Consider the following 21,417-nt stretch of genomic DNA (forward strand, 5'->3'; position numbering starts at 1 on the left):
TTTTCATTACTTTTTCTTTTTACAGCTTCTTTTCACTTTTTCTCTCCTGATATTTTTTTAATAAATCAAAATATTTTTTAACCCTTTCTTAAAAGTTTTATGAGTAAAACAAAATCAACAACTCAAGGAAATCCGAGAATTAATTTCTCATCAGCGAAAGGAAAAATTATCACTCCTGACTTTTTGGATATCCAAATCCAGTCTTTCAGAGAATTTTTCCAGCTTGATACACTTCCTGAAGCCAGAAAGACAGAAGCTCTTTACAAGACTTTCCAAGAGAATTTCCCAATTACGGATTCAAGAAACCAATTCGTATTAGAATTCTTAGACTATCTGGTAGATTCTCCACGTTATTCAATCGATGAGTGTGTGGAAAGAGGACTTACTTATTCAGTTCCTCTAAAAGCTAGACTTAAGTTGTATTGTACTGACCCGGAACACGAAGATTTCCAAACTGTGGTTCAGGACGTATATCTAGGTCCGGTTCCTTACATGACGCCAAGTGGTTCTTTCATCATCAATGGTGCAGAGAGAGTTATTGTTACGCAGCTTCACCGTTCACCTGGTGTATTCTTCGGACAAACTTACCACGCGAATGGAACCAAACTATACTATTCAAGAATTATCCCTTTCAAAGGATCTTGGATGGAATTTACAACAGATATCAATAGCGTAATGTACGCGTATATCGACCGTAAGAAAAAATTACCATTAACAACTTTATTAAGAGCAATCGGGTACGAATCTGACAAGGACATCCTTCAGATCTTTGACCTTGCTGAAGAAGTGAAAGTTTCTAAAGCTGCCCTTAAAAAAGTAGAAGGGAGAACATTGGCTGCGAGAGTATTGAACACTTGGTTCGAAGATTTCGTAGACGAAGATACAGGTGAAGTAGTTTCTATCGAAAGAAACGAAATCATCTTAGATAGAGAAACTATTCTTGAAAAAGAACATTTAGATCTTATCTTGGATGCTGGTGTGAAATCTATCCTGATTCACAAAGAAAACAGCAACGAATTCTCTATCATCCAGAATACATTACAAAAAGACCCTACTAACTCTGAAAAAGAAGCGGTAGAGTACATTTATCGTCAGTTAAGAAATGCAGATCCACCCGATGAGGAAACTGCAAGAGGAATCATTGAAAAATTATTCTTCTCTGAGCAGAGATACTCTTTAGGTGAAGTAGGACGTTACAGACTAAACAAAAAGTTAAGCCTAAACATCCCAACTACCACTGAAGTTCTTACAAAAGAAGATATCATTGCGATTGTAAGACACTTAATTGAGTTAGTAAACTCAAAAACTGATGTTGATGATATTGACCACTTATCAAACAGAAGAATTAAAACTGTTGGTGAGCAATTAGCAGGACAGTTCGGGGTAGGTCTTTCAAGAATTGCAAGAACAATCAAGGAAAGAATGAACGTTAGAGATAACGAAATCTTTACTCCGCTTGATCTTGTAAATGCTAAGACTTTAACATCTGTAATCAACTCGTTCTTTGGTACCAACCAGCTTTCTCAGTTCATGGACCAAACCAACCCTCTATCAGAGATCACTCACAAGAGAAGATTATCTGCACTAGGGCCTGGTGGTTTATCAAGAGAAAGAGCAGGTTTCGAGGTTCGTGACGTTCACCATACTCACTACGGAAGAATTTGTCCGATTGAAACTCCGGAAGGACCAAACATCGGTTTGATTTCATCTCTAGGGATCTATGCAAAAATCAACAGACTAGGTTTCATCGAAACTCCGTATAGAAAAGTAGAAGGTGGTAAGATTGAGCTTAATGCAGATCCTATCTATCTGAATGCAGAAGACGAAGAAGACAAAGTAATTGCTCAGGCAAACGTTGAATTGAGCGATAACGGTGATTTCTTAACAGATAGAATTATTGCAAGATTAGATGGTGACTACCCGGTAGTTGAACCAGCTCAGGTTAACCTTATCGATGTTGCACCAAACCAGATCTCTGGTATTTCCGCTTCATTAATTCCATTCTTGGAGCATGATGATGCGAACCGTGCATTGATGGGATCTAACATGATGCGTCAGGCCGTTCCTCTATTGAAGCCACAAGCTCCAATCGTTGGTACAGGGCTTGAGCAGCAAGTTGCAAGAGATTCAAGAATCTTAATTAACGCTGAAGGTACAGGTACTGTAGAGTACGTAGATGCTGACAGAATTATTATTAAATATGAAAGAAGCGAAGACGAAGATTTAGTACAATTCGAGTCTGCTACTAAAACATATAAACTTACTAAGTTTAGAAAAACTAACCAGAGTACAACGATCACACTAAGACCAAACGTAAGAGTAGGGGATGTAGTAGAGAAAGGACAAGTACTTTGCGACGGTTATGCTACTGAAAAAGGAGAATTGGCTCTTGGTAGAAACTTAGTGGTAGCGTTCATGCCTTGGAAAGGTTACAACTTTGAGGATGCAATCGTAATCAACGAAAAAGTTGTACGTGAAGACTGGTTTACTTCAATCCACGTAGATGAGTACTCTCTTGAAGTTCGTGATACCAAACTAGGTATGGAAGAGCTTACAGCAGATATTCCAAACGTTTCTGAAGAAGCTACTAAAGATCTTGACGAGAACGGTATGATCAGAATCGGTGCTGAAGTGAAGCCTGGAGATATCATGATTGGTAAAATTACTCCAAAAGGTGAATCTGATCCGACTCCTGAAGAAAAACTTTTGAGAGCAATCTTCGGTGATAAAGCTGGTGATGTAAAAGATGCTTCATTGAAAGCAGACTCTTCATTAAGAGGGGTGGTGATCAACAAGAAATTGTTCTCAAGAAACATCAAAGACAAAAAGAAAAGAACTGAAGAAAAACTTAGACTTGAAGAAATTGAAAACACTTACAAGGCTAAATTTGATGAGTTAAGAAATACTTTAATTGAAAAATTAAATACACTGGTAAGCGGTAAAACTTCTCAAGGGGTACAAAATGACCTTGATGAGGAAATTATCGGTAAAGGGGTAAAATTCACTCACAAATTATTGACTTCAGTTGAAGATTATGTAAACGTTAGTGGTGCAGACTGGACAGTTGACGCTGACAAGAATGAATTGATCAAACAATTGATTCACAATTACAAAATCAAATATAACGATATCCAAGGAGTTAAAAACCGTGAGAAATTTGCAATTTCAATCGGAGATGAGCTTCCTGCAGGGATCATGAAGTTGGCTAAAGTTTACATCGCTAAGAAACGTAAACTGAATGTAGGAGATAAAATGGCAGGACGTCACGGTAACAAAGGTATCGTTTCAAGAATCGTTCGTGAAGAAGATATGCCATTCCTTGAAGACGGAACACCAGTAGATATCGTATTGAATCCACTAGGGGTACCTTCTCGTATGAACATCGGTCAGATTTATGAAACAGTTCTTGGATGGGCTGGTCAGAAGCTGGGTATGAAGTTCGCTACGCCGATCTTCGACGGAGCTACTCTTGATCAGATCACTGAATATACTGAGAAAGCAGGAGTTCCTAAATTCGGTCACACTCACCTTTATGATGGAGGTACTGGAGAAAGATTTACTCAGGCTGCTACAGTAGGTATTATCTACATGTTGAAACTAGGACACATGGTTGATGATAAGATGCACGCACGTTCTATTGGTCCTTACTCATTGATTACTCAACAGCCGTTAGGAGGTAAAGCTCAGTTCGGAGGTCAGAGATTCGGAGAGATGGAGGTTTGGGCACTTGAAGCATTCGGTGCATCGAATATCCTTAGAGAAATCCTGACTGTGAAGTCTGATGACGTGATTGGTAGAGCAAAAACTTATGAAGCAATTGCAAAAGGTGAATCTATGCCTGAACCAGGTATTCCAGAATCATTCAACGTATTACTTCACGAGTTACAAGGACTTGGACTTGACGTAAGACTTGAGGAATAATTTTAAATTTTGAATGTTGAATTTTGAATCAGTTCAGAATTCTATAATCCAAAATTTATAATCCAAAATCTAAAATCTAAATAATGTCAAATAAAAATAAATCAAGTAGATTTAATAAAATAACCATCGGTTTAGCTTCACCGGAGTCTATTTTGCAAGACTCAAGAGGGGAGGTTTTAAAACCGGAAACTATTAACTACAGAACTCACAAACCGGAAAGAGACGGGTTATTCTGTGAGAAAATCTTTGGTCCTGTAAAGGATTACGAATGTGCTTGTGGTAAATACAAGAGAATTCGTTACAAAGGGATCGTTTGTGACCGTTGTGGTGTAGAAGTTACCGAGAAAAAAGTAAGAAGAGAAAGAATCGGACATATTGGTTTGGTTGTTCCTATTGCTCATATCTGGTATTTCCGTTCTTTACCAAACAAAATCGGTTACCTTTTAGGAATTCCTTCTAAGAAATTAGACATGATCATCTACTACGAAAGATATGTAGTGATTCAGCAGGGTATTGCTAAAAAATTAGACGGTTCTGATTTTGAAAATATGGAATTCCTTACAGAAGAAGAGTACCTTGACATCATGGATACCCTTCCTGTAGAAAACCAATATCTTGATGATTCTGATCCAAACAAATTCATCGCCAGAATGGGTGCTGAGGCTGTTGAAGATCTATTAAAAAGAATCGATCTTGATGCATTGTCTTTCGACTTGAGACACAAAGCTCACAACGAAGGTTCTAAGCAAAGAAGAACAGAAGCTCTAAAAAGATTGAACGTTGTAGAAGCATTAAGAGGTGCTAATACAAGAATGATCAACAGACCAGAGTGGATGATTATGCGTGTACTTCCTGTTATCCCACCAGAACTAAGACCATTGGTTCCATTGGATGGAGGACGTTTCGCAACTTCCGACTTGAATGACCTTTATAGAAGAGTTATTATCAGAAATAACCGTTTGAAGAGATTATTGGAGATCAAAGCTCCTGAAGTAATCTTGAGAAACGAGAAGCGTATGCTTCAGGAATCAGTAGATTCATTATTCGATAACACAAGAAAATCTTCTGCAGTAAAATCTGAATCAAACAGACCATTGAAATCACTTTCAGATTCATTGAAAGGTAAGCAAGGTCGTTTCCGTCAGAACTTACTAGGGAAAAGGGTAGATTACTCGGCGCGTTCCGTAATTGTTGTAGGTCCAAACTTACAGCTTCACGAATGTGGTATTCCTAAAGATATGGCAGCTGAATTGTACAAACCATTTATCATTAGAAAACTAATTGAAAGAGGGATTGTAAAAACTGTGAAATCTGCAAAGAGAATTATCGACAGAAAAGAACCTGTAGTATATGATATCCTTGAAAACGTGATGAAAGGTCACCCTGTTCTACTGAACAGAGCACCTACGCTTCACAGACTAGGTATTCAGGCTTTCCAACCTAAGATGATCGAAGGTAAGGCAATCCAGCTACACCCGTTAGTAACAACAGCATTCAACGCCGATTTCGATGGTGACCAGATGGCGGTACACTTACCGTTAGGACCAGAAGCGATCCTTGAAGCTCAGTTATTGATGTTAGGTTCTCAAAATATCTTGAACCCTGCAAACGGTTCTCCAATTACGGTACCTTCTCAGGACATGGTTCTTGGTCTTTATTTCATGACTAAAGAATTGAGCTCTACAGAAGATATGAAAGTAAAAGGGGAAGGTCTTGCATTCTATTCTCCTGAGGAAGCGGAAATCGCTTATGCTGAAGGTAGAGTTTCTTTAAATGCTAAGGTAAGATGTAGACTTCCAATCAAAGAAAACGGTGAAATCACTACGAAATTAACTGAAACTTCTGTTGGTAGAATCTTATTTAACCAGATCGTTCCTAAGCAGTCAGGATATATCAATGAACTTCTTACGAAGAAATCATTGAGAAACGTTATCGGTAAGATTCTTGCTGATACGGATTTCCCTACAACTGTGAAGTTCTTGGATGCAATGAAAGACCTAGGGTATTCAAACGCATTCAAAGGAGGTCTTTCGTTCTCACTTGGGGATATTGTAGTTCCTGTTGAGAAAAAGCAAATGATTGCTACTTCTATTGAAACAGTAGACGAAATTAGAGCCAACTATAACATGGGTCTAATTACAGATACAGAACGTTATAACCAGGTAATCGACGTTTGGACAAATACCAACGCTGGATTAACTGAAATGATCATGAGCAGAATGAAAGTTGACCAAGGTGGATTCAATTCTGTATACATGATGCTTGACTCTGGAGCGAGGGGTTCTAAAGAACAGATCCGTCAGTTATCAGGGATGAGAGGTTTGATGGCAAAACCGCAAAAAGCCGGTTCTACCGGAGCGGAGATTATCGAAAACCCGATCCTTGCAAACTTTAAGGAAGGTCTTTCGATTCTAGAGTACTTTATCTCTACCCACGGTGCTCGTAAGGGTCTTGCGGATACCGCTCTTAAGACAGCCGATGCTGGTTACTTAACGAGAAGATTGGTAGACGTTGCACAGGACGTTATCGTTACAGAAGACGACTGTGGAACTCTAAGAGGTACAGAAGTTACTGCACTTAAGAAAAATGACGAGATCGTTGAAAAGATTTCTGAAAGAATCTTAGGTAGAGTATCTCTTCATAATATCTATGATCCTGAAACTGATGAGCTAATTGCGACTGCAGATCAGGTAATCATCGAAGCATTAGCTAAGAGAATTGAAGAAGCTGGACTAGAAGCGGTTGAAGTTCGTTCACCGTTAACTTGTGAGGCTAAGAAAGGAATCTGTGCAAAATGTTACGGTAGAAACTTGGCAACAGGTAAGGTGATCCATATGGGTGAAGCTGTAGGGGTAATTGCCGCTCAGTCAATTGGTGAACCGGGAACTCAGTTAACATTGAGAACTTTCCACCAGGGAGGGGTTTCAACAAACGTTTCCGAAAACCCATCTATTGTTGCTAGAAGAGACGGTATCGTTGAATTGGATGAAGTAAGAACAATTACTTCTGAAGACGAAAACGGTAACACTGCAGAAGTAGTAGTGTCACGTACAACGGAATTCAGATTGGTAGCTGAGAATGAGACTAAAACTCCATTAATGATCGCTAACGTACCTTATGGTGCTATATTATCTGTAAAACCAGGTGATAAAGTGAAAAAAGGAGATATCATCTGTAAGTGGGATCCGTATAACGCGGTTATCATTGCAGAAACTGCTGGTAAAGTAGAATATGAAGATATCATCCAGGGTATTTCATTCCAACTTGAAATTGACGAACAAACAGGATTCGAAGAGAAAGTAATCTCTGAATCTAGAAATAAGAAAGCCGTACCTACCTTGAAGGTGGTAGACTCTAAAGGTGTTGAGCAGAAAGCTTACAACTTACCGGTAGGAGCCCACTTAATGGTAAACGATGGTGAAAAAATTAAAGCAGGTAAAGTTTTAATCAAGATCCCAAGAAAAGCTGCAAAGACAGGGGATATCACCGGAGGTCTTCCGAGAGTTACCGAATTATTCGAAGCAAGAAACCCTTCAAACCCAGCGGTTGTTACTGAAATCGACGGGGTAGTTTCTTACGGAAAAATTAAGAGAGGTAACCGTGAATTGATCGTAGAAGCTAAAACTGGAGAAAGAAAAATTTACTTGGTAAAACTTTCTAACCAGATCTTGGTTCAGGAGAATGACTTCGTAAGAGCTGGTTCTCCACTTTCTGACGGTTCAGTGACTCCAGACGACATCTTGAAGATCAAAGGACCAACTGCGGTTCAGGAATACTTAGTAAATGAGATTCAGGAAGTTTACCGTCTACAGGGGGTAAAAATCGACGACAAGCACTTCGAAATTATCGTAAGACAGATGATGACGAAAGTATCTATCGTAGATGGAGGTGATACTCAATTCCTTGAAGGAGCTCTTGAACATAAATATGACTTCCTAGAAGAAAACAACAGAGTATTCGGTCTTAAAGTAGTAGTAGAAGCTGGTGATTCTAAAGAATTCAAACCAGGTCAGATGATTACTGCAAGAGAATTAAGAGACGAAAACTCTAAGTTGAAGCGTGAAGATCAGGCTTTAGTTGAAGTAAGAGAAGCTTTACCTGCTACAGCAACGCCTGTACTACAAGGTATTACAAGAGCAGCTCTTCAGACTAAGTCATTCATGTCTGCAGCATCATTCCAGGAAACAACTAAGGTTCTTAACGAAGCAGCAGTTGCTGGTAAGGTAGATGCCCTAGGTGGTCTTAAAGAAAATGTAATTGTAGGACACAGAATCCCTGCAGGTACAGGTCTTAAAGAATATCAGAATGTTATTGTAGGTTCTAAGAAAGAATTCGAAGACCTTAACTAAAATTAATGATTTGAAATTTGGGGTTTGAATTTATTTTTATATTTTCACAATCTCAAATTTCGAATTTTAAAAACATAATTTATAACAATGGACAACAATCAAAATCCACAAGACGGAAACATCAACATCGAATTAAACGAAATGGTAGCTGCTGGTATCTATGCTAACTTAGCTTTAGTAAACCACTCTCCATCTGAATTTGTAGTAGACTTTATTCAGTTGATGCCAGGTGTTCAGCAAGCTAAAGTAAGATCAAGAGTTATTCTTGCTCCACTTCACGCTAAAAGAGTATTAAACGCTCTTCAGCAGAACATCGCTAATTACGAGCAGCAGTTCGGAGAAATCAAAGAAGTTGAGCCTTTCGTATTAGGAGGAAACAACGTTCAAGCGTAAGATTTCTTTTACAATAAAATAAGAATGCCCTGGTTTTTACCAGGGCATTTTTTTATGAGTATTAATTCACCAATCTGTTCCTTTTTTGTTTTATTTTCATAATTCATAATTTTTTTTTAAAATAATACAAATAAATGTGTATTGTTTTATTTATGGTATTTTTGTTAATTCTTATTATAAATTAAAAATAATTTATTTTATTTGATCTAAAAGTGTTGTTGTTCTTGGTAAATTTGTAAAAAATTGAATGGAATGAAAATTTATCCTATTGCAGCTGTCTTACTCTGTATGCATGTATATGCACAAAAGCAAAATACGCTTAAGGAGAGTCAGAAACACTTACAAGAGCTTTACGCAAAATATGAGAAGGACCTTAAAAAAGCCCATAAAATTGCAAAAGCAGCAGGAATACCTCCTAATTTATACAATGAAGAGGATTACAAGAGAACCATGGATCCTGTTACAGGGAGAACCAACTTTGAAGGACTGGCAAAGGTAAACGAGGATATCTTAACAGGAAAATACCAGGCATCACAGCCAATATCTTTTATTTCCAATCACAATACCTCTACTACTGGTAAAATAGTAAATGAACCGTGGATTGAAAGAGGTCCTTACAGTGTAGGGGGAAGAACAAGGGCAATAATGTACGATCCAAATGATTCTACTGGTAAAAGAGTTTTTGCAGGAAGTGTTTCAGGAGGGCTTTGGGTAAATCAGGATCCTTCCGTGGCTACTAATGAATGGCAGCCATTGAGTACATTCTGGGCAAATACTTCCATTTCGAGTATTACTTACGACCCAAATAACCCACAAATTTTTTATGCAGGAACAGGGGAAGCTCCAACCGCTGATGCTGTAGGGTCGGGGATATGGAAATCTACTAATGGGGGAGCAACGTGGACTCAGATTTTTACCATACCAGTTACTTATTCTTCTTCAGGAGTAAGAAATGGAAACTTTTATATTAATGATATCAAAGTAAGAAATAATAACGGTGTTTCTGAAGTATATGCAGGAGTAAGCGGTTCCTATGTAGGAATCTCATTTAACGACGGATGGCAGGGATTAAGCCAGGCCGGATTATACAAATCTACAGATGGCGGTACAACATTTACAAAAAACAATAATTTACTTGCTCTCAATACAACTACCGGTACAACCAGCACAACAGGATATTCTATTCAGCAGATAGAAATAGGAGCAGATAACGCAGTATGGGTTTCTACCAGAACATCAAGATTTTCAAACATAGATTCAGGCGGTCGAATTTTCAAATCGACAGACGGTAATACCTTTAATCAGGTTTACAATGTTGGAAACACTGGTGCAAGAGTAAATTTTGCCCTTTCTAAAACAGATGCCAACAAAGTGTATGCATTTATGCAGGGAGCTACTACTTCAGAGCCTATTAGAATTGCAAAATCTACAGATGGCGGAACAACCTGGCAGGCAACAAATGACGCAGCTCCTGTTATAACATTACCTACTGCAACTGATACAAGTATTCCAGCTAATGATTTTACAAGAGGGCAGTCTTTTTATGATCTGATTATTGAGACAGATCCTCAGGCTGATAATACACTGTATATCGGTGGTATCGACTTGTATAAATCTACCAATGGAGGAGCAAACTGGACACAGATATCAAAGTGGTCCAATAACAATAACATGGCTGCTTTACAGGTTTCAACGGTACATGCCGATCAGCACGAAATCGTATTCAATCCTTATAATAACTATGCTACAGGCCAAATGTTGTTTGGAAATGATGGAGGAATCTATTATGCCGCAAATAAAGCCACTATTGGATCAGTTGGAGGATTTGCTGCAAGAAATACCCGATATAATGTAACACAGTTTTATTCTGCTATGCTGAACCCGACAAAAACTCCGGCAGATGAAGAATTATTAGCCGGAGCACAGGATAATGGTTCATGGTGGCTTTATGGAGTGCCACAGGCTAATAATTTCCTGACCGCTCAGTCTGCTACAGGTGGAGACGGAATGTATACTGAATATGATGATCAGGATAACTATGAAATTGCAAGTTATGTTTACAATAGCCATTATTTATTGACAAACAACTCATATTACCTTATCTCTACAAGTGCTAACAGGAACTTGGGACACTTTGTGAATGAGATAGCATTAGACAGATTAAATGATGTTTTCTATTCTTACCGTTCTGGGCTTACGCTTTTCAGAACATCCGGTCTTTCTGCTACTGCTACATCATTTACCAATAATACAGTGACGGTGGGAACTGCACAAACAAATGAGCAGATTTCATGGATGAAGGTATCTCCTTACACCACTGCTTCTACAACACTCTTTGTAGGAACCAACCTGGGAAGAATCTTTAAAGTGACAAATGCCAACACTGCAACACCTGCCTCAACCTTATTAACTTCACCAATAACAGGAACCGTTTCTGATATAGAATTCGGAGCCAATGAGAATGAAATCATTACCACTTTCTCCAACTATAATCTCACCAGTGTTTTCTATTCTACGGATGGTGGAACAACTTGGCAGAACAAAGAAGGAAACCTTCCTGATATGCCAGTAAGAACTGTACTCAGAAATCCAGATGATCCAAATGAGGTATTAGTAGGAACAGAAATGGGAGTATGGGGTACTACAAACTTCCTTTCTTTAACTCCTGAATGGTCTTCAGTAACAGGAAATATAGGAAATGTGAGAATTACCAATTTAGATTACAGACCTGCAACCAAGACTGTTTTGGTTTCCACTTACGGTAGAGGAGCATGGACAACGCAGAATACTGTAACTACTTTGTCAACAACAGACACCAAATCTAAAAAGGATTTGAACATTATATATCCAAACCCTTCCAAGGGAATTTCTCATCTGAGATTTGATACTAATAAATACAGTAGCGTGGATATAAGCATTGTGGATGGATCAGGCAGATTGGTATATAGCAAGAAAAATGTAAAGTCTGATGAAGAGTTTGGACAGAAGATGATACCTGGAAATTATATACTGAAAGCCGAGTCTAAAGGTGAAATCGTATATAGTGGCAACTTCCTGGTATTGGGACGTACTGGCGGTGATGATGATTAGAAAATGAATAATCAATTATATTTAATAGTATTTTGGATGCTGGCTTCCTGCGGGATGCCGGTATCCTCTTTATATCAGGATAAGACAGTAGTTGTAATCTCTGCTGAAAAAACAGAATGGGTAGGGGGAAGAGCTGGAGTAAGAGGAGCGGTGTACACAATTAAACTGAAAAAGAAAAGTAACAGTGTCATTACTGTAAAAATGTTGAGAGCAGAAGGAAATTACATTCCATTTGTTCAAAATAATGTAGGAAATACAATAACAGTAAAAGGTAGTCTTCCCTATAAAAATAATGAAGATACTAAGGTTCTTGAAGATGCACCGGCAGGGTCGCCTATAGAAAATACTGTTGCCCAAAAACTAAATCCAAAAGATAATTGGATAGAATATACTATAAAAGGATCTCAAACACTTTACAAAATAAATATTTCAAAATTTACTTCTGTAGAATCGTCTGAAGAGCCTGCCCCTTAAATATCTGTCATTCTTTGAATAAAAAATTACTCTTTATTTTTCTTTGTATGCCGGTAATCATATTATTCAGTAATGTGATGTATTCTGTTATTTCTCATGTCAAAAAAGAACTGTATGAAAAGACACAATGTAGTATTGTACAGAGTAATTTCAAAAAATCAGAAACCATATTTTTTACAGAAAAAGATCTTAAAGAAGCAGAATGGAAAGAAGAAAAAGAATTTACCCTTAATGGTTTTTCCTATGATATCATCAAAGTCAGTATCATCAATGGAAAGAAATATTTTTTCTGTTATATGGATCGGAAAGATATTATCATCAATTCTTTATTAGACTTTTCGAAAAAACTTGCTGGTAAAAAAACTTGCTTAAAATTACAGATTGATCTTCCCGGCCACAATAAAAGTATGTTTAAGATCCCTGGCTTTTTTGCCATTTTTGAAAAGAAAGGATTATGCTTTTTCTCAAATCATTTCTTAGAAACAATATTCAAATATTATAATCAACAGGAAAACACTCATTATTTAGCCATTATTATTCCTCCTCCGGAAAGAGATTTATTATAAAGTGAAAATAATATTAATGGTAATAAACTTAAATAATGAAAAAATATATATGCATAGCAGCTTTGTTGGGCTGTGCAATTGCACATGGTCAGCAAACACAGGACGGATCAATTGATGAGGTCAATATCCTTGGAAGAAAAAAGATTAAACAGGAACGTGCAGAATTCAAAAGACATGCACAATCTGTAGAAACCCTTTCTGAAGAAGATCTTAACAGAAATAATCCTGCAGCAATAGATCAGACCTTATCTACGATGCCTGGACTTCAGGTGGACAAACGAACGAATTTCGGAGGCCAGAGACTCGTACTGAGAGGATATGGAAATGACCAGAAATTTAATAACTGGGGAGTAAAAGCATACTGGAATAATATGCCTTTAACAAATGCCGAAGGGGTCACAATTCTGGATGATGTAGATTTTGCTTACGTAACAAATGTCGAAGTCATCAAAGGCCCCGCTGCAACGATGTATGGAGGTGGTGTAGGTGGAGCTGTTCGTTTCTATACCCGTCCTGATTTTACAAAAGGAGCATCCGTTTCAGAAAATGCAATGTTTGGTGCTTTCAAAACCTTTCAGTCAAGAACACAGTTGAATGTTGCAGACGATAACTATTCAATAAGTGCTGCATACGGACATCTTGAAACAGACGGATACAGACCTAATGGAGGAGGATTGAAAAACTTCTTCAATGTAAATGGTACAGTAAAACTAAGCAAAAAAGACCAGTTAAGTTTCTTTGCAAGCCAGGCTTATTCCTATGAACATACCTCAGGACAGATCTCATATGATGACTATTATGCGGGTATTGATAATGGGAATCCTGCTTATATCCGAAAAAATTCAGGGACGAAAATAAAATCCACAAGAGTAGGATTGAGTAATACCGTAAGTCTTACTTCAAACTTAAGAAACTATACGACTCTATTTTATTACAACGCCAATACCGAAAGTGTCTCAGCAGGAGCATATGGAATTACAAGTGCCCCGAATGTAGGGTTGCGTTCCACTTTTACATTAAAGAATGAGTTTAAAGATTTTGAAAACCGTTTAGATTTTGGAGCCGAAATACAAAATTCAGGATCTACTACCTCAAGCTATAGATTTACAGGTTCTGAAACAGAACCTTTACAAACGACAGGGATGAGTGGTGCTTCATACTTTAAATACAATAACAATCAATCCACCTACTTTGTGATCGATTATCTTACTTACAAACCTTGGGGGCTTACATTACTGGCAGGTGTGAGTGGGAATAGAACCAATTATGACAGAACAGATCTTTATGCATTGCCAGGTTTGATCGCCGGCCGTAAGGACCAGTCGTTCAGCAAAAAGTATGAAATGGCATATACCCCTCACTTTGCACTACAGAAGGAATGGAAACACCAGATCTTTAATCTAAGCTACAGCGAAGGATATAATTCTCCTACCGCAGCTTCTTCATTTATAACTGCAACCAATACCGTGAATGATGATTTAAAACCTGAACGCGCAAGAATGGTAGACTTCAGTGTGCATGGGCTTTTACTGAATACAAAATTAGATTACCGTATTTCTGCATTCAGAATCGATTACTCGGATAAACTTACGCAGCTTGTAATTCCTAACAGTACTACCCCGGGACAAACCTATTGGACCAATACCGGAAGCCAAAAAAATACAGGATTTGAGTTGAGTGTTGGATATCAGTACAGAACGGATAATTCATTTATCGAAAGAATTGTTCCATTTGTAAATCTTTCTTATTATGATGCGAAGTACAAAGATTTTACAACAATTGTCGGAGGAAGAAAGGATACTTACGATCACAAAACAGTAGTAGGAGTTCCAAGAAACAAATACGCCATAGGATTGGATATCTTTACCAAGCCAGGATTCTATCTTGTGAATACCTATAATTATCTTGGAAATGTGTATTCTGATTTTAATAATGCAAATCTCGTAAAAGGTTTCGGACTTCTTAATTCCAAGCTAGGATTTAAAAAATCTTTCAATAATTTTGATCTTGATTTATATGTAATGGGGAATAATCTTACCAGCCAGATCAATTATACCTTCCTGTTCTTAGGAAATAGCATCAATGATTCCGATGCGGGAAATGGTTATCCTAAAGGAGTCACTACAGATCTTAATCCAGGACCTGGAAAAGCCTATTTCTTTTACGGATTCAATGTTAAATACAGATTCTAAAAATATTTTATTACCTATAAAGCAGTTTTAAAATTAAAATACCCTGGTTTTTATCAGGGTATTTTTTATATCCTCAGTTCCGAAATAAAGAAATGAAGATTGAATTTATCTAATTGTTAATTTTATTTAATAAAATAAAAAAATATAATAACGATATGGCAATTTTATATCTTTGTTTTAGAAAAATTAGAAAATATAAGATATGATTGATAACTCGTTCGCTGTAAGTAAATTTGGCTTTTTAGGTTCTGATTTTTTAACTGAACTGGAAAAGCATGCGGTTGCAATAGATATAAAAGCAAAAACTGAAATCATAAGGGAGGGGCAGAAAAATAAATTTGTTCCCTTCTTAATAAAAGGCTCTATCAAGGTTTTTACTCTTAATGATGGAAGAGAATTGATCTACTATTATATTAAGCCAAAAGATAGCTGTCTTATGACCTTTTCTTCCATTCTGACAGACTATATCAGCAGAGTGTATGCCATAGCAGAAGAAGATTCAGAAGCTGTTTTGATTCCTGTTTCTATAATGCATGAATGGCTGATAAAATTTCCTGAGATCAATAAAGTGTTTTACCATGAATACGACCGGAGGTTTTCAGAAGTGATGAGTATGGTGAATGATGCCGTATTCCACAGATTGGATAAAAGGGTTCTGAATTATATTAACCAGCAGATTTCATCTACCGGAAATAATCCTATTAAGATAACCCATCGTGAAATTGCCAGTAGTTTGGGAACTTCCAGAGAAGTGGTAAGCCGGGTTTTGAAAAAAATTGAAAGCGAAGGTGAAATTGTTCAGACGAAAGAAGGAATAAAAGTTCCTGTAAATGAAAATGTTAGAGTTGACTAATTTTATTTGTTTGGAAAGTTTATCTTCTTAATTGATAAAAACAATTTCTTTGGTGACTTTTATCACCTGTTTATGAATTGAGAACTCAATAAGTTTGTCATAGCAATAATTTAATCTAAATTGTATATGACAAAAACTCTCTTATTTTTGTCAATATTTTCTTCAGGTCTTGCCTTTGCACAGGAAGATCTGTTGAAAGATATTGACACGGTGAAAACCAATACAGAAACTTCACAACCCGCTTTCAAAGCCCTTCAGATTGTTACAGGGCAATCCACAAAACTGGCTGCCAAAAAAGAATGGTACATCATCGTAGCCCATAGATTTGGAGATATAAGTGCCGGATTTAAAGACTTTTTTGGTCTGGATCATGCCTCAACTAAATTAGGCGTTATCTATGGCGTTTCAGATGCTGTATCAGTAAGTCTTTCCAGAGAAACGAATATGAAAACGTTTGAAGGAGCAGTGAAATACAGACTGGTAAAACAAAACGAAAGCTTTCCTGTAGATATTGTAGGCTATAATGTAATGGCTGCCAATACAGAATTGGGTAAAGATACTTATCCGCACCTTAAGTTCAGTGACAGGCTTTCTTATCTTACACAGGCATTAATCTCAAGAAGGTTCAGCGATAAGTTCTCGTTACAGCTTACTCCTTCCTTTGTTCATAAAAACCTTTACGAACCTACCATTGAAAACAAAAACCAGTTTTTGGCAGGTTTGGGAGGACGTTATAAAATTTCAAAAAGAGTTTCTCTGAATGCAGAATACTTTGTGAATTTTGATGATCACAGTTTTTATAAAAACCCTCTGTCATTGGGGATGGATATAGAAACAGGAGGACATGTTTTCCAGCTTTTACTCACGAACTCCCAGATAAACTCCGATATCGGATATCTTACCAATGCCACAGGGGCATGGGGAAAAGGGCATATTTTCTTTGGGTTTAATCTTTATAGAGTTTTTTAATATGAAAAAGCTAACATCCTTATTAATAGTATCGTCAGCAATCATACTGACGGCTTGTGATAGCAGAACTTATGAAGAGATTTCTGATAATACACCCATCACAGCACCTGTAAATTACACTGCAGAGGTGAAACCAATTATAGATAACAGCTGTATAGGCTGCCATTCTGCAGGAAGCTTCAAACCTCTGGTTACTTATAATCAGGTAAAAAATAACATAGACGGAATTCTGGACCGTATCCAAAGACCAAACGGTGATCCCGGAAAAATGCCGCAGGGTGGCTCGCTGTCTGCAGCCCAGATCAATATTTTCATCAAATGGAAAGCTGACGGATTAAATGAAAATTAAAAAAATTGATATGAAAAAACTAACATTATTAAGCGTATTACTCCTTTCTGCAGGGTACGCTTCAGCACAAAAATACAGCTCTAAAACAGGGAAACTTACTTTTGAAGCTTCTGTACCCCTGTTTGATAATATTTTTGCTCAGGATGACACGAATGTTGTGATTTTAAATGCAGACAACGGTGAAATGGCATCAGTTTCAACCGTTAAAAACTTTCATTTTAAAACAAAATTAATGGAAGAACATTTTAATGAAAGTTATGCCGAATCTGCAAAATATCCGAAAACAACTTTCAAAGGGAAAATCATCAACTTTGATAAAACAAAGCTGAGCACAAGCCCTCAAAAATATACAGTTCAGGGAACTCTTAATTTTCACGGAGTAGACAAAGCCATTACTTCTGCAGCAACTCTATATGCAAAAGATGGTAAAATCTATATGCAGGGTGGTTTTGTAGCGAGACCCGTAGACTATAAAGTGACCATCCCTAAAATGGTAACCAAGAAAGTAGCTGAAAATGTCAATATTGAATACAACTACGTAATGGTAAAACAATGAAAAACATAATCTTGGTATTAGGACTATTTCTGAGCTCATTGCTATTGGGTCAGGAAAAGGCGAAATCAATATTTGATGTTGCCAGAAGCGGAACAGTTACTGAAGTACAGGAACTGATGAAACAAAACCCGGATATCATTAACCAAACTAATGAGAATGGATTTTCCCCACTTATTTTAGCTTGCTACAGAGGAAATACAAGTGTTGCTGATTTTTTGATCGACAACGTGAAAGATGTAAACTATAAAAGCCGTGAAGGAACGGCACTGGCAGGTCTTGCCATAAAATACAACAAAGATCTGGTAGAACATCTATTGAAGAAAAAAGCAGATCCCAATATTGCAGATGCTACAGGATACACTCCTTTATTCTGGGCTGTAAAATCTGGAAATAAGGAACTGATAGAACAGCTGCTCAAATATAAAGCAGATAAAACAAAAAAAGACTCAATGGGAATGACTCCTTTTGAATATGCATTACAAACCAACAACAAGGAAATTATTAATCTTTTAAAAAATTGATATGAAAAAAACTCTACTAGCACTTAGTTTAGCACTGGCAAATTTTGCCTGGGCACAGTTTTCGTCAGGAACGGTAAATTTACCGGCAACAGCCATGACGGTGAAATTAGACACGACTCCAACAGGAGTAACGCTTACAGTAACAGGAGACAGTAACTCTATGTTGGGAATAGGTTTTGGAGGAAATGGGGTAAATCTGGGTGGGATGGCTTCAGGCTCAGATGGATTTATTTATAATTCATCTACTAACAGAGATTATACATTTATTGGAATGACAACACCTAACGTTGATGGTTCTCAAGACTGGACAGAAACTTCCAATACCATATCTGGATCTACAAGAACGGTGGTGGCAACAAGATCACTTTCCGGAGGAGCGGGAGATTTTGCTATTGCGAACGCAGCCGGAACAATCAACATCTTTTATTCAAGAAAAACAGGGACAGGGATTGGTTATCATGATATAGGAAGAGGATATGCGTCATTAACAATGGCTGCCGCTACTTTATCAACCAATGAAATTGCTGCCAATAGCAAGAAGGTAAATCTTTATCCAAATCCAGCGAAAACAACAGTGAATTTCAAAAACGCGGATAAGATAAAATCCATTGATATCTATGAAGCCACTGGAAGAAAAGTGAAGTCAATAAGACCGGATGGAGAAAACATCAGTGTTGAAGATCTGAAGACAGGAAGCTATTATATTGAAATTCAGCTTAAAGATGGAACTACATCTTACGAAAAACTGATTAAAGAGTAATTTTTTTAATACACCTTAAATATTTAGCAATGTATACCTCTGATTTTTCAGGGGTATCATTTTTTCTTAAAGTAGCTATTCTAGGGGGATTGCTGTAAAATCCATATATTTGTGTATACCCGGATTGGAAAGAAGATCGTGTTATTAGGATGGTGATTTTTAATCTGATAATTTAAAATATCAATGGAGTTCAAAACATTAGCAAGTACAAGTATAGATGAAATTTTATCTGTGTTCAACCATTCGTTTTCTGATTATATTGTTCCTTTTCATTTAACAAAAGAGGTCCTTATTTCAAAAATTGCAGCTGAAAAACTGGATATGAATATCTCTGTCGGAGCATTTGAGGAAGGGCGGTTGGTAAGCTTTATTCTTCAGGCTGAAAAAATTGAAAATGGCGAGAAAACGATTTACAATGGAGGTACCGGTGTCATTCCGGAAAGCAGAGGCAAGGGATTGGTGAGGAAAATGTATGACTTTATCATTCCTATATTGAAAGAAAGAAATGCCCATGTATTACTGCTTGAAGTGATTGAAGGAAATCAAAATGCAATCAGAGCCTATGAAAATTTAGGCTTCACGATTGTTCGAAGACTGCTTTGCTTTAATGGAAATATTAATAAAGGAAAAGAAAATGCTGAGGTTTCTATCCAGGAACTGAAAGACTTTCAATGGGAGAAATTATGTTCATTCTGGGATATTGAACCTTCCTGGCAGGGATCTGTTTTTGTATTGGAACCCATGCCCGAACATTATGTAACGCTGGGAGCTTATGATGGTGAAAGATTGGTTGGCTATATCATCTACGGTCCTGCATCAAAAAAAATATATCAGATTGCTGTTGATAAGAATTATAGAAATCAGGGAATTGGCACCATGCTTTTCAATGCTATCTTACAAAAAAATAACGGGCAGCCTATAGCCCTGAACAATGTGGATGACTCCTCAGAAAACATTAGTAAGTTTCTCAGTGAAAAGATTGGCCTCAACAATTGGCTGTCACAATTTGAAATGAAAAGACCTATTTAACAGATATTAATTTTGATTCGAAAAAAATAAGAGGTTTTAATATACTTTTAATCTCTTAAACTTTTCAGGGAGAAGTATAGGATGTAACTTTGCTGAAAATTTTTAAATAATGAAGCGAGGAATCCATTTTTTACTGCTGCTCATTTCCTTTACGGCTTTTGCGCAACAGGTAAATGTTGATACAGCCCAGGTCGTTATACCGGGTAGACAAAACAGTACGGAAGCACAGTCTAAACCTTATGTGATTATGATATCTACAGATGGTTTCCGTTATGATTATGCTCAAAAATATAATGCTGAAAACCTGTTGAAGCTTGCTAATGGTGGAGTAAAAGCAGAAGCAATGATTCCCAGCTATCCAAGTATTACATTTCCCAATCACTGGAGCTTGATCACCGGACTTTACCCTTCTCATCATGGTTTGATTGATAACTTTTTCTATGATTACAAGAGGAAGGAAACTTATGCGATGAGCAATAAGAAAAATGCTGAAGACGGCAGCTGGTATGGGGGAACTCCACTTTGGGGGCTCGCTGAAAAACAAGGAATGGTATCAGCTTCTTTAATGTGGGTAGGATCTGCAAGTGATGCCGGAGGAATGAGACCTACTTATTATTATCCTTATCACGAAAAATTCAAACCTTCCGAAAAAGTAGAAAAAGTAGTCAACTGGCTGAAATTACCGGAAGATAAGAGACCGCATTTTATTTCATTATATTTCCCGGAAGTGGATGGAAGCGGGCATCATTACGGCCCCGATACCAAAGAAACAGAAGATGCTGTTCATCTGATCGATCAGGCAATTGGCGATCTTGTTCAAAAAGTAGATGGATTAGGCTTAAAAAATGTCAACTTTATTTTTGTTTCCGATCACGGAATGATCAAAGTAGACGGAGGTGTACCTTTGGAAATCCCAGCTGTTCTTTTGGATAAAAATAGATTTGACTTTTATAATTCCCAGACTTTGTTAAGAGTTTACGTTAAAAATCCTGATGAGGTAAAGGCGGTTTACAAACAACTGAAAGCAAGTAAAACAGATGACTACGAAGTATATTTGGATAAAAAACTTCCTAAATATCTGCACTTTGCAACAAGAGACGATCAATACAACAGAATAGGACAGATTCTTCTGATCCCGAAAGCTCCGAAAATATTCCTGGAAAAAGGTAAAAAGTCATCCGTTGGAAAACATGGATACAATCCTAAAGTTGTTCCGGAAATGAAAGCTACTTTCTTTGCCTGGGGACCGGAATTTAAAAATAATCTGGTCATCAGTGAATTCGCTAATATTAATGTTTATCCTTTGGTTGCAGAAATTTTAGGATTAAAAATTGATCAGCCTATTGATGGAAAACTGAAAGTATTAAAAGAAACTCTGAAAGAACAGAAATAGTC

15 protein-coding genes are annotated in these 21,417 nt (G+C 37.1%); all 15 read left to right on the plus strand.

Going from position 1 to position 21,417, the window contains the following annotated elements; genetic code table 11:
* The first annotated feature begins 99 nt into the window (after positions 1-99).
* The 15 genes from rpoB to C1634_RS20860 all read left to right on the plus strand — a co-directional run bounded on the left by rpoB (position 100) and on the right by C1634_RS20860 (position 21,415).
* On the plus strand, positions 100-3,921 hold the full coding sequence (gene rpoB / locus C1634_RS20790; RefSeq protein ID WP_103233641.1) for a DNA-directed RNA polymerase subunit beta: 3,822 nt from the start codon (positions 100-102) through the stop codon (positions 3,919-3,921).
* Positions 3,922-4,004: 83 nt separating this feature from the next.
* A complete protein-coding gene (gene rpoC, locus C1634_RS20795) occupies positions 4,005-8,270 on the plus strand; it encodes a DNA-directed RNA polymerase subunit beta' (RefSeq protein WP_109739067.1) in 4,266 nt (1,421 codons plus the stop codon).
* An 87-nt stretch (positions 8,271-8,357) separates the two neighbouring features.
* Entirely contained in the window at positions 8,358-8,663 is a 306-nt protein-coding gene (locus C1634_RS20800) for a DUF3467 domain-containing protein (RefSeq protein ID WP_002976436.1), read from the plus strand.
* 252 nt (positions 8,664-8,915) lie between these two features.
* Positions 8,916-11,753, plus strand: coding sequence for a T9SS type A sorting domain-containing protein (locus C1634_RS20805; protein ID WP_103233276.1), 2,838 nt, complete (start codon positions 8,916-8,918; stop codon positions 11,751-11,753).
* A 3-nt stretch (positions 11,754-11,756) separates the two neighbouring features.
* Positions 11,757-12,227, plus strand: a complete 471-nt coding sequence (locus C1634_RS20810) for a hypothetical protein (protein WP_123921536.1) — start codon at positions 11,757-11,759, stop codon at positions 12,225-12,227.
* A gap of 47 nt (positions 12,228-12,274) precedes the next feature.
* Complete coding sequence (locus C1634_RS20815) at positions 12,275-12,793, plus strand: hypothetical protein (RefSeq protein ID WP_103233278.1); 519 nt, start codon at positions 12,275-12,277, stop codon at positions 12,791-12,793.
* Positions 12,794-12,828: 35 nt separating this feature from the next.
* Complete coding sequence (locus tag C1634_RS20820; protein WP_103233279.1) at positions 12,829-14,985, plus strand: TonB-dependent receptor; 2,157 nt, start codon at positions 12,829-12,831, stop codon at positions 14,983-14,985.
* Positions 14,986-15,187: 202 nt separating this feature from the next.
* Entirely contained in the window at positions 15,188-15,838 is a 651-nt protein-coding gene (locus C1634_RS20825) for a Crp/Fnr family transcriptional regulator (RefSeq protein WP_103233280.1), read from the plus strand.
* A gap of 126 nt (positions 15,839-15,964) precedes the next feature.
* Positions 15,965-16,807, plus strand: coding sequence for a DUF5777 family beta-barrel protein (locus C1634_RS20830; RefSeq protein ID WP_103233281.1), 843 nt, complete (start codon positions 15,965-15,967; stop codon positions 16,805-16,807).
* Position 16,808: 1 nt separating this feature from the next.
* The gene (locus tag C1634_RS20835; protein ID WP_228410126.1) at positions 16,809-17,156 is read left to right on the plus strand and encodes a hypothetical protein; all 348 of its coding nucleotides are present in this window, start codon (positions 16,809-16,811) and stop codon (positions 17,154-17,156) included.
* A gap of 10 nt (positions 17,157-17,166) precedes the next feature.
* A complete protein-coding gene (locus C1634_RS20840) occupies positions 17,167-17,712 on the plus strand; it encodes a YceI family protein (protein WP_103233291.1) in 546 nt (181 codons plus the stop codon).
* Positions 17,709-18,233 (plus strand): ankyrin repeat domain-containing protein, encoded by a 525-nt coding sequence (locus tag C1634_RS20845; RefSeq protein WP_103233283.1) that lies wholly within the window; start codon positions 17,709-17,711, stop codon positions 18,231-18,233. Before C1634_RS20840 ends, C1634_RS20845 begins: the two co-directional genes overlap by 4 nt.
* Before the next feature lies 1 nt (position 18,234).
* Positions 18,235-18,993, plus strand: coding sequence for a T9SS type A sorting domain-containing protein (locus C1634_RS20850; RefSeq protein ID WP_103233284.1), 759 nt, complete (start codon positions 18,235-18,237; stop codon positions 18,991-18,993).
* 183 nt (positions 18,994-19,176) lie between these two features.
* Positions 19,177-20,022, plus strand: coding sequence for a GNAT family N-acetyltransferase (locus tag C1634_RS20855; RefSeq protein ID WP_109739069.1), 846 nt, complete (start codon positions 19,177-19,179; stop codon positions 20,020-20,022).
* A gap of 109 nt (positions 20,023-20,131) precedes the next feature.
* A complete protein-coding gene (locus tag C1634_RS20860) occupies positions 20,132-21,415 on the plus strand; it encodes an alkaline phosphatase family protein (protein WP_109739070.1) in 1,284 nt (427 codons plus the stop codon).
* The last annotated feature ends 2 nt before the right edge of the window (positions 21,416-21,417 follow it).

This window comes from Chryseobacterium viscerum, assembly GCF_002899945.2.
GTDB classification, from domain to species: Bacteria; Bacteroidota; Bacteroidia; order Flavobacteriales; family Weeksellaceae; genus Chryseobacterium; species Chryseobacterium viscerum.